Annotated in this window: 13 protein-coding genes; 7 read left to right on the top strand and 6 right to left on the bottom strand. The window is 45.4% G+C overall.

The genetic code is table 11. The features are described from left to right. Nucleotides 1-8 precede the first annotated feature (8 nt). Nucleotides 9-1,319 (bottom strand): amidase, encoded by a 1,311-nt coding sequence (locus KIH43_RS08770; RefSeq protein ID WP_297719838.1) that lies wholly within the window; start codon nucleotides 1,317-1,319, stop codon nucleotides 9-11. Between the two features lie 68 nt (nucleotides 1,320-1,387). On the opposite strand from KIH43_RS08770, the gene KIH43_RS08775 reads away from it, so the two are divergent. Together KIH43_RS08775 and KIH43_RS08780 are read left to right on the top strand one after the other, a co-directional pair. Next, the gene (locus KIH43_RS08775; RefSeq protein WP_297719841.1) at nucleotides 1,388-2,050 is read left to right on the top strand and encodes a SprT family zinc-dependent metalloprotease; all 663 of its coding nucleotides are present in this window, start codon (nucleotides 1,388-1,390) and stop codon (nucleotides 2,048-2,050) included. Between the two features lie 68 nt (nucleotides 2,051-2,118). Beyond that, nucleotides 2,119-3,210, top strand: coding sequence for a tartrate dehydrogenase (locus KIH43_RS08780; protein ID WP_297719844.1), 1,092 nt, complete (start codon nucleotides 2,119-2,121; stop codon nucleotides 3,208-3,210). A gap of 10 nt (nucleotides 3,211-3,220) precedes the next feature. On the opposite strand, the gene dnaQ is transcribed toward KIH43_RS08780, so the two are convergent. The 5 genes from dnaQ to KIH43_RS08805 form a co-directional block, all read right to left on the bottom strand. Further along, entirely contained in the window at nucleotides 3,221-3,931 is a 711-nt protein-coding gene (gene dnaQ, locus KIH43_RS08785; RefSeq protein WP_296969710.1) for a DNA polymerase III subunit epsilon, read from the bottom strand. Continuing rightward, nucleotides 3,931-7,029, bottom strand: coding sequence for an efflux RND transporter permease subunit (locus KIH43_RS08790; RefSeq protein ID WP_296969713.1), 3,099 nt, complete (start codon nucleotides 7,027-7,029; stop codon nucleotides 3,931-3,933). Before KIH43_RS08790 ends, dnaQ begins: the two co-directional genes overlap by 1 nt. Then, nucleotides 7,026-8,345, bottom strand: a complete 1,320-nt coding sequence (locus KIH43_RS08795; RefSeq protein WP_297719847.1) for an efflux RND transporter periplasmic adaptor subunit — start codon at nucleotides 8,343-8,345, stop codon at nucleotides 7,026-7,028. Before KIH43_RS08795 ends, KIH43_RS08790 begins: the two co-directional genes overlap by 4 nt. A 120-nt stretch (nucleotides 8,346-8,465) precedes the next feature. Continuing rightward, entirely contained in the window at nucleotides 8,466-8,930 is a 465-nt protein-coding gene (rnhA, locus tag KIH43_RS08800) for a ribonuclease HI (protein ID WP_297719850.1), read from the bottom strand. Nucleotides 8,931-8,957: 27 nt separating this feature from the next. Next, the gene (locus tag KIH43_RS08805) at nucleotides 8,958-9,740 is read right to left on the bottom strand and encodes a class I SAM-dependent methyltransferase (protein ID WP_297719853.1); all 783 of its coding nucleotides are present in this window, start codon (nucleotides 9,738-9,740) and stop codon (nucleotides 8,958-8,960) included. Between the two features lie 36 nt (nucleotides 9,741-9,776). Between KIH43_RS08805 and gloB the strand changes: the two genes are divergently transcribed. From gloB to KIH43_RS08830, 5 genes are all read left to right on the top strand, one after another. Continuing rightward, nucleotides 9,777-10,586, top strand: a complete 810-nt coding sequence (gene gloB / locus KIH43_RS08810; protein ID WP_297719856.1) for a hydroxyacylglutathione hydrolase — start codon at nucleotides 9,777-9,779, stop codon at nucleotides 10,584-10,586. Next, nucleotides 10,586-11,155 carry a transglycosylase SLT domain-containing protein gene (locus tag KIH43_RS08815; RefSeq protein ID WP_297719858.1) on the top strand — a complete coding sequence of 190 codons (570 nt, stop codon included), beginning with the start codon at nucleotides 10,586-10,588 and terminating at the stop codon, nucleotides 11,153-11,155. The genes gloB and KIH43_RS08815 overlap by 1 nt, the downstream gene beginning before the upstream one ends. A gap of 90 nt (nucleotides 11,156-11,245) precedes the next feature. Next, nucleotides 11,246-12,007 (top strand): hypothetical protein, encoded by a 762-nt coding sequence (locus KIH43_RS08820; protein WP_297719861.1) that lies wholly within the window; start codon nucleotides 11,246-11,248, stop codon nucleotides 12,005-12,007. Nucleotides 12,008-12,039: 32 nt separating this feature from the next. Next, on the top strand, nucleotides 12,040-13,923 hold the full coding sequence (locus KIH43_RS08825) for a propionate--CoA ligase (protein ID WP_296969730.1): 1,884 nt from the start codon (nucleotides 12,040-12,042) through the stop codon (nucleotides 13,921-13,923). A gap of 251 nt (nucleotides 13,924-14,174) precedes the next feature. After that, nucleotides 14,175-14,329: carbamoyl-phosphate synthase domain-containing protein (locus tag KIH43_RS08830; RefSeq protein ID WP_297719867.1), on the top strand; the 155-nt coding region annotated here is incomplete at its 3' end.

The raw sequence follows: 14,329 nt of genomic DNA on the forward strand, positions 1-14,329 counted from the left end.
TGTTACTGTTATGCCTGATCTCGCAAAACGGGATCAGGCAAGGTCAGAGCAAAGGCTCGCGCGGCGCTTAATAAAAAACGATCCTTACCGGGTCCTGCGATCAGTTGCACGCCAACAGGCAGACCGCTGGGGCCGTACGATATGTTGATATTGATACATGGCAACCCAAGTAATGTCCATATTCTGCAAAATACAGGATCCCCGGTGCCATCTTTAATTAGCGGTGCTTCGCCAACAGCACTGGGCGCAATGATCAAATCAATGTCATCATCAAATAGCTGCTCAATGGCAGAACGTGCTAATGAAGCGGACAATAAATCTTTTGAATATTGTTCATAAGGGATGCTTGACCCTTCGTTTAATAGTTTATTAATTAATGGGCTGATTTTTTTGGAGTAGTGATTGCGTTCAAATGTGAGGCTGCGAGACATTTCGCTAAGCATAATGCGTGTCTGAACATGACGAAGATCATGAAATAGTTCTGGCAGCACTAGATCGTTAACGGCGCATTTAGATATAGACTGAGCAGCATATCTGGCAAGCGCAATAGCATTCTGAGTCTCCTTGCTCGCAAGGCTCCAATCTGATGTTTTGCAAATATTGATCCGAGGTTTATTGTGAAGCTCTTCTACAGTAGATAGAGAAAGATCACCACTCATAGCGGCAACGCCCAGGGCTACATCTTCAACGGAACGCCCAAAACAACCTAGAGTGTCGAGAGAAAGCGATAAGCTTTTCACGCCGGCAATACTGACTTTTCCAAAACTCGGCTTGAATCCAACAACCCCACAATAAGATGCGGGTCGGATAATTGAGCCTGCAGTTTGGCTGCCCGTGGCAATCGGAACCATAAAGTCTGCTACAGCCGCCGCCGATCCACTCGATGACCCCCCAGGGGAGTATTTTGAATCATGCGGATTCGTCGTTTTATTGCCTTTAAATGAGGCAAACTCGGTGGTGACGGTTTTTCCAAGAATGATCCCTCCGGCCTGACGCATTAAAGCAACCGAGACTGCATCCGCACTTGGGTAATGATGAGCATAAATTGGCGATCCGTAAGAGGTTGGAAGATCATAGGTGTCGAATAAATCTTTTACCCCAATCGGCAATCCGTGCAAAATCCCCTTAGAGACCCCTTTGTCGAAGCTTTTAGCCTGAATTAGAGCGTTTTCTTTCCCAAGACTAACCCATGCCTTAACGGTGCTTTCTCGATGTCCTATGCGGTCAAGGCAAGAGAGCAATAGGTCTGTGGCTCGAATATCCCTTTTGGATAGAGCTTTGACGGCTTGGGATGCGCTTAGGCTCTCTAGATCTTTCATTTAGGTATTCTACTTTTGGTGGCGTATGATCGCAATTTATCTTTTGAATCTTAATTAAAGTCTGAAAAATGAAGCAACATTCTGTACGTGAAGCATGGCTAGAGGATGCTGTAAAACACCTAGAGCCGATATTTTCAAAAGCGGGTTACGCAATTCCTCCTGTAAGAGTTTCCTGTGGGTTTCCTGCCTCAAGTAGCCCAAGAACTACTCTTGGCCAGTGTTGGCCAAGAGAGCGTTCGGGGGGCGGTGTTAATGAAATCTTTATTTCTCCCAAAATTGACGATCCAGTTCAGTTGCTAGATACACTTGTTCATGAGTTGTGTCACGCAGTGGACGACTGCTTTAGTGGTCATGGTGAGGATTTCAAAGGGATTGCTCAAACAGTCGGGCTCGAAGGTCCTGCCAGAATGGCCCACGCAACTGAAGAGCTCACTGTAAAGCTAATGATGATTAGCCAAGAGCTTGGACCATACCCACATCAGGCGATTGTTTTTCCACCTCCAAAACCCAGTAATGCCACCAGAAGTAAAGCTAAATGTGGTCAATGCGGTTATGAAGTCACACTTTTAAAAAAATGGGCTAGCTATGGGGCGCCTATTTGCCCTAAAGATAATATTCGCATGCAAGAAGATGTGCCCGAAACCATCGAAAATACGGAAAACTACGATAGTGAGTCCCTTGGTAAGAAATCAAATGGTTCTCATGACGAGATCCGGCGCGCGATTAGTTAAGCAAGAAACGAGTACACTTTTCCTTGGGGTTTTTATCCCTGCAAATAAAAAATAAAGACAACTAACACATGAGTACAAAAAAGATATTTAAGAATCCAAAAATTGCAGTTATTCCAGGCGATGGTATTGGTAAAGAGGTAATGCCCGAGGGGCTGCGTTCTCTTGAGGCTGCAAATCAAAAGTTTGGTATCGGCATGCGGTTTGATCATTTTGATTTTGCTAGCTGTGATTACTATTTGAAGCACGGCAAGATGCTGCCAGATGATTGGTTTGATACGCTGATGCAATACGATGCCATTTTCTTTGGCGCAGTAGGCATGCCTAACATTCTTCCCGATCACGTTTCTTTATGGGGTAGCCTGATTCAGTTCCGTCGCGGATTTGATCAATACGTCAACTTACGACCTGTACGTTTATTGCCCGGCGTACCTTGTCCTTTGGCTAACCGCAAGCCTGGCGACATTGATTTTTTTGTCGTTCGTGAGAATACCGAAGGCGAATACTCTAGTGTCGGCGGAAAAATGTTTCCTGACACTGACCGAGAATTTGTGATTCAAGAATCGGTATTTACAAGACAAGGTGTCGATCGAATTTTGCAATATGCTTTCGATTTGGCTCAGAGCCGCCCCAAAAAGCATTTAACTTCTGCGACGAAATCCAATGGCATCGCCATTACCATGCCGTATTGGGATGAACGTGTAGAGGCAATGGCGAAAAAATATTCTGATGTTCGCACTGATAAATATCATATTGATATTTTGGCTGCGCATTTCGTAATGAATCCAGACCGTTTTGATGTTGTGGTGGCAAGCAATTTGTTTGGCGACATATTGTCAGATTTGGGGCCAGCATGCACTGGCACTATTGCAGTAGCACCATCAGGAAGTATTAATCCTGAGGGTAAGTTTCCGTCATTATTTGAGCCGGTGCACGGCTCTGCGCCGGATATTTATGGAAAGATGATTGCCAATCCTATTGGACAAATTTGGAGCGCGGCCATGATGCTCGATCACCTTGGATACCCCCAAGCAGGCAATGCCATTTTTGCCGCCATTGAAAAGGTATTATCAGCAGGCGTAGGACATGCACCGCTAACGCCTGATCTTGGTGGTAAAGCTAAAACAGATGATTTAGGAAAGGCAATAGCTGCTGCTATTTAACGAATTAATGCTATTGGTTTTGAGATAAAGGACTCCAAACGGAGTCCTTTTTGCTGGACTTTGCAATCTCTGCCAAGATTTTCTCGTGCTGCTCTAGATCATCTTTGTTTGCGGCCAATACTTTTAGATTGGTAGGCAGTGCTTTCGATTGTCCTTCAGAATCAGAGTCGACCGTGTAATCAATTAAATCGATTGAAAGGTCCTCTTGACCCCTCGTCATAGCGATATACACTTCAGCTAAAAGTTGCGCGTCCAGTAGCGCTCCGTGTAATGTTCTATGTTCATTGCTGATATTAAAGCGATCACAAAGCGCATCTAAGGAATTGCGCTTGCCTGGGAACATTTGACGCGCGTCAAGCAGGGTGTCGATGATTTTAGAAGCGAGACCGCGAAAAGGTGGGCGTTTTAGTAGCGCGAATTCATTATCTAAAAAGCCCAAGTCAAAGGCTGCGTTATGAATCACAATCTCGGCCCCATCCACAAATTCAATAAGCTGCTCCACAATATTGCCAAATACTGGCTTATCCGACAAAAATTCCCTCGATAAGCCGTGTACTGCAAAGGCTCCTGCGTCTATGTCGCGCTCGGGATTGATGTAATAGTGAAACGTACGATCAGTTAGGCGCCGATCGATAATTTCTACGCAACCAATTTCGATAATGCGATCGCCTGTTGCGGGATTTAAGCCTGTGGTTTCAGTATCAAGAATAACTTGGCGCATTACGTCCCCTCAAGCACTGATGGTGGAATTTCCATGGGACCATTACCTGCATATTTATCTAAATAAAGGTAGATGACAGGGGTAATGATCAAAGTCACAAATTGTGAAAATATCAACCCGCCAGCAACACTAATACCTAGAGGTTGACGCAATTCTGCACCTGCTCCAAGTCCAAAAGCGATTGGGAGTGCACCCATTAATGCAGCAAGGGTGGTCATCATGATGGGGCGAAAACGCAAGATACAAGCTTCTCTAATAGCCATTTCAGGTGATAAGCCTTTGGTGCGCTGCGCCTCAAGAGCAAAGTCAATCATCAAAATTGCATTCTTTTTGACAATACCAATGAGTAACAAAATACCGATGGAGGCAATCACCGTCAGTTCAAAGCCAAAAATACGCAGAGCTAATATTGCGCCAATGGCAGCCGAAGGAAGTCCGGCAAGAATCGTGAGAGGATGAATGTAGCTTTCATACAGACATCCCAATAATATGTAAATTACTCCGAGGGCTGCCAGTATGAGGATCACTTGACCTGATTGATTATCCTTAAATACTGCGGCATCACCACCATAACTGGTAATAATGGACGGCGGTAGATTAATTTCTTTTTCAAATTTATCAATTGCTTTGGTGGCATCACCTAAAAAAACATCAGGCGCCAAATTAAAGGAGATTGTCACTGCTGGAATTTGCCCTTGATGGTTAACAGCAGTAGGCCCAACCGCGCGCACAAAAGTGGCTAGGCTAGACAACGGAATCAGTTTATCTGTGGCTTTACCCCTTACAAAAACTTTATTGAGATCGGTTTCAAACTGGCGATCATTTTCTGCCGTTTCAAGAATGACGTAATAAGTATTGACGGGCGTATAAATGGTAGAAACCTGTCGCTCACCAAAAGAGTTATATAAAGCCGACCGAATGTCCGCGATAGTAACGCCTGCTAAGGCAGCTTGCTCGCGATTGATTTCAATTCGAACATTTAGGCCTTTGAGTTGTGAATCGCTAGTCACATCTCTAAAAATTGGGTCAGCACGCATCTTTTGGGCCATCTTATCGGCCCACTCATTAACACCCTCAAAGCCAACACTTTGCAAAGTAAATTGATAACGGCTTTTGCTACTACGGCCTCCAAGTTGCAGGTTTTGGACAGGGCGCATATAGACTTGCAGACCTGGAATTTCTTTAAATTTGTTTCTTAATCCTTCGATGACTTTGCTCATCTTTTCTCGATCACCCTTTGGTTTTAGGATGATAAAAAAGCGCCCCGTGTTTCTTCCAGCACTTTGACCGCCACCGAGAATCGAAATCGACGTCGCTACATTGGGGTCGTTGTTCACAATCTCGGCAGCGCGATCCTGAAGCTCCAGCATGGCCTTAAAGGATGTATCTTCCGCCGCTTCAGTTGTTGCGGTAATTTGACCAATGTCTTCTTCAGGAAAGAATCCCTTAGGGCTATATATGAATAGAGCAACGGTAATAAAAAAAGTAGAGATGGCGCCCCAGAGTACTTTCTTGCGATTTTTTAATGCAAGGTCAAGGTAGTGAACATAGGTATTAAGGGTCCAGTTAAAGACGCGATCAAACTTTTTGGTGATTTCATATTCTTTACCATGGTCACCAGGCTTGGGTAAAAAACGGCTGCAGAGTAGGGGAACGATAGTTAATGAAACTACTGCTGAAACCAAGATTGAGAGTGACACCACAACAGCAAATTCCCTAAATAGCAAACCGATGGGGCCAGCCATAAAAAAGAGAGGGATAAATACCGCAACTAAGGAAATTGAGATCGAGATGATCGTAAATCCAACTTCTTTACTGCCCTTAAGCGATGCCTTGAGGGGGTCCATACCTTCCTCTATATATCGCATGATATTTTCAAGCACCACAATGGCATCATCAACCACTAGACCAACGGCAAGTGTGATACCCAGCAGTGAGATGTTGTCCAAGCTGTAGCCCAAAAAGTACAGCAAGAAAAATGCACCAATGAGCGAAATGGGGAGGCTAATTGAAGGTATTAGGGTGGCTGATAAGCGTTTTAAAAATAAGAAGATCACCAAAACAACTAACAGGATTGTCAGAGCAAGCGTGATATTGACATCGTGAATCGCTTCGATAATAGAGAGGGATCGATCGTTGATGAGAGTTAACTTAATCGATGCTGGCATCTGTTTTTGGAATGTAGGAAGTAACTTCTTCACTGCATTCACTACTTCGACGGTATTGGCGTTAGGTTGGCGCAAAATGCCAATTGCAATCGAACGCTCGCCGGCTGCAGTCGCAAACGTTTTTACATCTTCAAAACTCTCTTCAACATCAGCTACATCGCGAAGATATACTGGTAATCCATTGCGCTGCGCAATCACAAGGTTGGCAAATTCATCAGCTCTCACTAATTGAGGATTGGCATAGATTGTGATGAGTTGACGAGGCCCATCTAGAGTACCTACCGGACTATTAGTGTTAGCTTTGTTTATTGCGGTAGCCAACTCCTCCATCGTGATATTGCGATTACCTAGCGCATCTGGCTTTACGCTTACACGCACTGCATAGCGTTTTGCGCCGTATACCAATACCTGTGACACGCCGGTAATGGTCGAGATAGAGGGGGAGAGTAGATTTTCGGCGTAAGCATTGATCTCTGACAGACTTAAGGATGGCGAGCTCATCCGTATAACCAATACGGCAGTGTCAGCAGGATTCACCTTGCGGTATGACGGAGGTACTGTCATTTCAATGGGCAATCTTCTTTGCGCCCTGAGTAAAGCAGCCTGAACATCCACGGCTGCTTTATCAATATCACGATCATTATTAAATTCCAGCGTGATACTGGTAGAGCCTAGAGTGTTCGTTGAGCTAATGACCTTAATGCCATCAATGGTTGAAAATTCTTTTTCGAGAGGAAGAGCAACGGAAGAAGCCATATTCTCCGGTGAAGCTCCCGGAAGGCTAGCGCTAACAGAAATGATAGGTGTGTTAAAGCTTGGCAGTGCAGCAACGGGGATGTTGAAGTAGGCCACAGTTCCCGCTATGACAGTTGCTATGGAGAGCAACACCGTCATCACGGGTCGTCTAATGCATATTTCAGAAAGCGTCATTTTTTCTCAGTGGCGTTTGCAGGTGTCTTGCTTGCTTCATCGGCCGGCTTCGTTTTGGCACCTTCTTTTGCTTCACGAATTTTGCTGCCGGGTCTGAGATTTTGCTTGCCCTCTACAACAACTCTGTCGCCAGACTCTATGCCGGTGACTACTGAAGTTCCTTTGTACTCGTAGCTCACTTTGATAGGTTTAGCGCTCACTTTATTGTCTTTGTCCACAACGTATACCAAACGACCTTTCGGGCTGATGACAATCGCTTCGGATGGAACTGCTAACGCATCGGTGATAGTTTTTGCGTTCAATGTCACCCTAGCAAATTGACCAGGTAGTAGCGTCATTTTTGGATTAGGAATTTGCGCGCGCACACGAACCGCAGCAATAGAAGGATCAACTTGATTATCAATAACAAATACTTGTCCTTCGTAAACATTCTTACTGTCACCCCCAATTGATACTTTTACAGTCAGTGGTGTATCGGATTGTTTACCCTCTAAGAGGATGGGGATGTCTCTTTCTGGAACGACAAATTGCACATTAATCGGATCTAGCTGAGTAATGGTTACCATCGCGCTAGTCGTTGATGTGGATGCAGGATTGGTTGCGCTGATTACTGTATTGCTAGCTTGCACCAAAGATCCAGGGAAGACATTGATGATGCCTGCTTTGCCGTTGATGGGTGAGCGAATAGTGTCAAAAGAAAGTTGAACCTCCGCAGCTTTAGCAGCAGCCTGTGCGGATTTAGCATTGGCCATTGAAGTCTCGAGACCTGCTTTTGAGATAAAGTTTTTTGCCACAAGCTCTTTGGCACGCAAGTACTGCTTTTGGGCGTCATCAGCCAATGCTCTCAGCTTTTCATAATTGGCTCGGTCATTGCGATCGTCTAATGTAAACAGTACTTGACCTTCTTTTACATCTTCGCCATCTTTAATGTGTATCTTGGCGACAGTGTTGGTCACCATCGGGCGAATATCAACAATATTTCCGGAGACAATCGTTCCAGTTGCTTCAATGATTAAAGGAATATCTTTTTTTTCAACAACTACGCTAGTAATTGTTTGTGGTCCACTGCCCTTAGGGTTCGATGGAAAAAAGTACTCGTATGCCTTAGATGCGCCATATAGCAAAACGATCACAATGAGAATGCGCCACTTATACTGGCTCAGCACTGTTTTGGCGGCAGATGGATTAACGGCTTTTATTTTGGATACGTGGGGCGCTGTCTTGCCCCATAAGGTGCAGAGGCGTGCTGTACCCAAGTTTTTCAGTTGAACCAGTTTTCCAGCTAACTGATCAAGGTAATTTTCGATTTTCGACACAGTCTCGTTTTCTAGATTTTTTATCGTAAAAGTGCGTTTTTCGCTCTTATAAAGCTGGTCTATTCTCTCATATGCGCCAAAAAAGAGGGCATCGTCAGCCCTTAAAACGAGTAGCCTAAATTAGGCTAAAAACTCTTCCGCGCCCTTGTTGGCTAGTTGATCAGCTAATTCATTACCTGGGTGGCCATTATGACCCCGTACCCAGTGCCAAGAAATCTCATGATGGGGGAGGAGGGAGTCTAATTCTTGCCATAAATCGGCATTTTTGATCGGTTCTTTGCTGGCCGTCTTCCAACCCCTTTTTTTCCAGCTCTCTAACCATTCTGTGACCCCTTTTTGGACATACTGCGAGTCTGTCCATAGCTCTACAGTGCTGCGTTGCTTTAGGGCCTTGAGAGCGAATATAACGGCACTAATTTCCATACGATTATTGGTAGTGAGTTTTTCACCACCGTGGATGTGTTTTTCATGTCCGCCAGATCGAAGTACGGCACCCCAGCCTCCCGGTCCTGGGTTGCCTTTGCAGGCTCCATCGGTGTAGATGACGATATGAGGGGTGTGGTTTGAAGATCCAGCGTGTGACATATTTCTAATGTACTGCTTTTATATTGTCTAGGGCGTTTCTTTGATGGGTGTTCGTAATTTACTGCGTTCAGCCGCAGGGCTCAGCTGAGCCATAGTCGGGGCTCTCATCGTTTGTACCTGGCCAATGAGTCGCATTCCTTGTTGCCTTTTTATAGCCGATACCAAGAAAACGGCGCCAAAAATGGGCCACCAGCGATTACCCATGGACTCCATAAAATCCATCCGCTTCATAGCAGCATCACCTTGGAGCGGAAATTTGTAGCAACCAAAGTGACCGCGATCCAAGGAGTAATTCAACAGCTGTAACCAGTCCTTAATACGAATTAAGCCAATAAATTGCCCATCTCTAGGCAGGTAAGGGCTTCCAACAAGTCTACTTAAATACTGACGTGCACCCCACAAACTAGCGGGATTGAAGCCTGAAATAATTAAGCGACCTTCGGGTCGCAAGACGCGATCCACTTCCCGCAGTATTTGATGTGGATCAGCCGCGAATTCGAGAACATGAGGTAGCACGATTAAATCTAAGCTCTCATTGGCAAAAGGGAGTTCCGTGGAGTGACCTTCCACCAAATGCCAGCGAAAACGATTTGCTAATTCCCGATTGTCATTTGCATGCATCAGCAGGACATGCAAAGGCATGCGGTTTTCGCTTAAGGCATTCATTTGGGGGAGGCCAATTTGTAATGCATGGAAACCAAATACATCACACACAATTTGATCAAAGCATCTTTGCTCCCAGCCCAGGACATAGCGCCCTGGAGGAGATTGCAGCCATTTCTCCCAGGAAGTCCAGGGGGGTGCAGGCATCTGCGAGGGTATGGGTGGGGTTGGTATCATCAAGCTATGGATAAGAATACTTTATTGCAGGTATGGCCGATCCCGGCTTTTGATGATAACTACATCTGGTGTATTCATGACGGAAAATCCGCAATTGTGGTGGATCCTGGTGACGCTGCACCAGTGCTTGAGTACCTTGCGCGCGCCCAGCTTACTCTCAAGGGAATCCTTGTTACTCATCACCATGCCGATCATACAGGCGGCATTATTCATTTGCTCAGTGCCCTGGGTAAACACATTCCTGTTTATGGTCCTGCTGGGGACAACATACCGGGGCGTACACATATTGCACAGGAAGGTGACAAGATAGAAATTGTTTCCCCGCGCATTAGTCTTACGGTTTTTGAAGTTCCTGGTCACACCTTAAGCCACATTGCTTACTTTGCCAATATGCAGGCCAACGTGCTTGAGCCCATGTTGTTTTGTGGGGATACCTTGTTTGCTTCTGGCTGTGGTCGATTATTCGAAGGCACACCATCGCAAATGAGCCAATCTTTGGCGACATTTGCAGCGCTTCCTAAAAATACCTTGGTGTATTGCACCCATGAATACACCTTATCGAACATTCGCTTTGCTCTAGTCGTTGAGCCCAATAATCAGAATTTAATTTCTTGGTCGCAGCAGGCACAAGAACTGCGTAACAAAGGCTTGCCTACAATACCAACCACTATTGGCCAAGAGTTGCAGGTCAATCCATTTATGCGCTGCAATCAAGCTGAAGTGGTGTATGCGGCTAAAGCCATAGCTAATCAAGCAGACTTACCATCTCCCGCTCATGTACTAGCGGTCATACGCGCCTGGAAAGATCGTTTCTAATGCGGTTGACGTTTGCAGCTGTAGTCCTGCTGGTATTTCTTTCTGGTTGCGCTAGTACTGGCGATTGGTCCTCTGATACACCAACGAAGACGAGCCCTAAGGCCAGCAGAGCGGCAAGAGTAAATCTCCAGAATCAATCAGTTAGCAAGGTATACGCGCCTTCAGATAACTTATGGATACGTATTCGAGATGGCTTTCAAATGGAGCCCATGAACAACCCCCAAGAGATGGAGCAATTGCGTTGGCTCAGTGCTCGACCAGATTATGTGCATCGCTCCATGGCGCGCTCATCGCGTTATTTGTTTTATATCGTTCAGGAAGTCAATGCACGCAATATGCCAACCGAGATCGCTTTACTTCCTTTTGTAGAAAGCGCATTTGTAACCCATGCCAAATCTAGTGCAAAAGCAGTAGGGTTATGGCAATTCATGCCGGCAACGGGTAAAGACTTTCAATTGACGCAAAATGTTTTCCGCGACGAACGCAGAGACGTTTTGCAGTCAACCGATGCTGCGCTAGATTATTTACAACGTTTACATAATCAATTTGGTAGTTGGGAATTGGCATGAGCTGCTGATAACTGGGGCGCTGGAAATGTAGCGAAAGCACAAAAACGTAACCTCGCTGCTGGCCTTCCAACCGATTATGAGAGCTTAACCATGCCTAAAGAAACGCGCATGTATGTTCCTAAATTAATGGCCTATCGAGCAATAGTGTTGGATCCATCGGCATATGGCATCGTATTGCCACAATTAGAGAATCACCCTTACTTTGTTGCTGTTGATGTTGGTAGTGATATTGATGTGGCTTTGGCTATCAAGTTGGCAGAGATTCCTGAGGATGAATTCCATAGCCTTAATCCATCATTTAACAAGCCTGTGATTCTGAGTAATGCTAACCAGCAAATTTTGCTGCCTTTTGGCCATGCGGAAATATTTCAGGCCAATTTAAAAAAATATACTAAACCTCTTGCTACCTGGACTGCCATCAAGGTCAGTAAAACCGAAAGTGTTGATCAAGCAGCTAAAACTTTGGGAGTGGATGCAGATGCTTTAAGGCAAGTGAATGGCATACCGAAGGGCATGCGGATTAAAGCAGGTTCTACAGTCATCATTCCTAAAACTGGAAATCGTGCTGGAGATGTTTCCTCTGCCTTGGCAGATAACGCAAGCCTGAGCCTGGAGAAGCCGCCACCGCCACCGCCAAAGTGCCCAAAACCCGCTAAAGGGTCAAAAAACAATAAGGCCGGAAAGTGTCCACCTCCTAAGACGAGTAAGGCAGCTGAAAATGCAGCAAATAAGGGTAAGTCTGCCCCAAATAATGCTGCATCTCAGCATAAATCCGCATCGACAGGGCTTGCAAAATCTGCGAAAAATGGTAATTCAGCTTCCTCAAGTAATAAGGGAGCTAGTAAAAATTAGCAAATTTGAAAACTTTTTTGAATAGGTTGACTATGTCCTATAAAGCACACCATGAACGCTCAATTAAAGACCCTGATGGATTTTGGGGGGAGCAGGCAAAGTTAATTCACTGGGAAAAGCCATTTGATAAAGTTTTAAATTACGACAAGCCGCCATTTGCCAAATGGTTTGAGGGCGGTCTGACCAATCTTTGCTATAACGCTGTTGATCGTCATTACAAGACGAATCCAGATCAACTTGCGCTCGTTGCCGTTTCTACTGAAACCAATCAAGAGAAAGCTTATACATTTAAAGAGCTCTACGAAGAAGTGAATCGTATGGCTGCAATCTACAAAGCTAACGGCATTAAAAAAGGTGACCGCGTTCTCATTTATATGCCAATGATCGCAGAAGCCTGCTTTGCAATGCTAGCTTGTGCTCGCATCGGTGCGATTCACTCGGTTGTGTTTGGAGGCTTTGCTTCGCATAGTTTGGCAACTCGTATTGATGATGCACAACCTAAAATGGTAGTAACTGCTGAAGCGGGTATGCGCGGCGGCAAAGCTGTTCCTTACAAGCCTTTGCTAGACGAGGCAATTTCCTTGGCGACTTACAAGCCAGAAAAAGTATTGATTGTGAATCGTGGACTTTCTGAATTCACAACTGTCGCTGGCAGGGATTTAGATTACGCCACTGAAAGACAAAAACATCTTAACGATGTAGTGCCCGTGGAGTGGGTTGATGCGACGCATCCTTCCTACATTTTGTATACCTCTGGAACAACTGGTAAACCAAAGGGCGTTCAACGCGACACTGGTGGTTATGCAGTTGCCTTAATGTCCACGATGAATCACATCTTCTGTGGCAAAGCAGGGGAAACCATGTTCACTACATCAGACATTGGTTGGGTAGTCGGTCATAGCTACATTATTTATGGCCCATTGCTAAATGGCATGGCAACCATCATGTATGAAGGTACGCCATTACGTCCTGATGCAGGTATTTGGTGGGAGCTCGTAGCTAAATACAAAGTATCTGTAATGTTCTCAGCACCAACGGCAGTGCGTGTCCTCAAAAAGCAAGATCCTGCTTACTTAACGAAACATGATCTTTCAACATTGCGCGCCTTGTTCTTGGCAGGTGAGCCTCTCGATGAGCCGACTGCCAGCTGGATTCATGACGCTATTAAAAAACCGATTGTTGATAACTATTGGCAGACAGAAACAGGTTGGCCAATGCTCGCAATTCAGCGTGGTGTTGAAGTGATGCCGCATAAGTTTGGATCTCCTGGCGTGCCATCTTTTGGTTACAACATGAAGCTTTTGGATGATGCTACCTCTGCAGAGTTGGGAGCAGATCAAAAAGGGGTGATTGCCATTGAAGGTCCATTGCCCCCAGGTTGTATGCAGACTGTTTGGGGTGACGATAAGCGTTTTATCAGCACCTACTGGGAAACCATTCCGGGTAAATTGATTTACTCCACCTTTGACTGGGGTATTAAAGATAAAGATGGTTACTTCTTTATTTTGGGTCGTACTGATGATGTCATTAACGTTGCAGGTCATAGACTGGGTACGCGTGAAATAGAAGAGAGCATTTCTAGTCACCCAAATATTTCTGAAGTTGCTGTGGTAGGCATCGAAGATAAGTTGAAAGGGCAAGCCGCCATTGCTTTTGTGATTCCTAAAGATGCTTCTAAGGCGGAAAATCTCGAAAAAGAGTGTATGAAAACCGTCGATGCGCAACTTGGTGCAATTGCAAGGCCAAGCCACGTTTATGTTGTTGGCGCTCTTCCTAAGACACGTTCAGGAAAGATTGTGCGTCGCGCACTTCAAGCGGTTGCTGAAGGTCGCGATCCTGGCGACATTAGTACGATGGAAGATCAAACAGTTTTGGCACAAATCAAGACCATTATTGATCAACGTGCTGGCGCTTAAGCTGTATCCATAAACCTTTAGCAAAATACCCCCTCCGACCTTGAGGTTTGGAGGGGGTATTTCTTTTGGAGCCTAATTGGCTGGGGATTCAAGGGCTTACGAACCAAAACTGGTATCATTGCAAGGTTCGAAACTAATTAATTACCCTAGCGCTTAAAGACACTCACCTCCCGCATACACAAGCCCCGGGTTGGTCTTTTTGGGGGTTTTGGGCGTCGGATGGAGCAGGGACTGGAGATGGTTTGTCACCCTTGCTTCCTTCTTTTCCTCCTGCCGTATTGGCTTTAGCCGATGGCACCTTATTTCCCGGTTTTAGTATTGGCGCCTGCGGCGAAACCACTGGTGAAGTCGTTTTCAATACCGCGCTAACGGGTTATCAAGCTGTCTCTTATACACATCTGACGCC

Source organism: Polynucleobacter sp. (genome assembly GCF_018500155.2).
GTDB lineage: Bacteria > Pseudomonadota > Gammaproteobacteria > Burkholderiales > Burkholderiaceae > Polynucleobacter.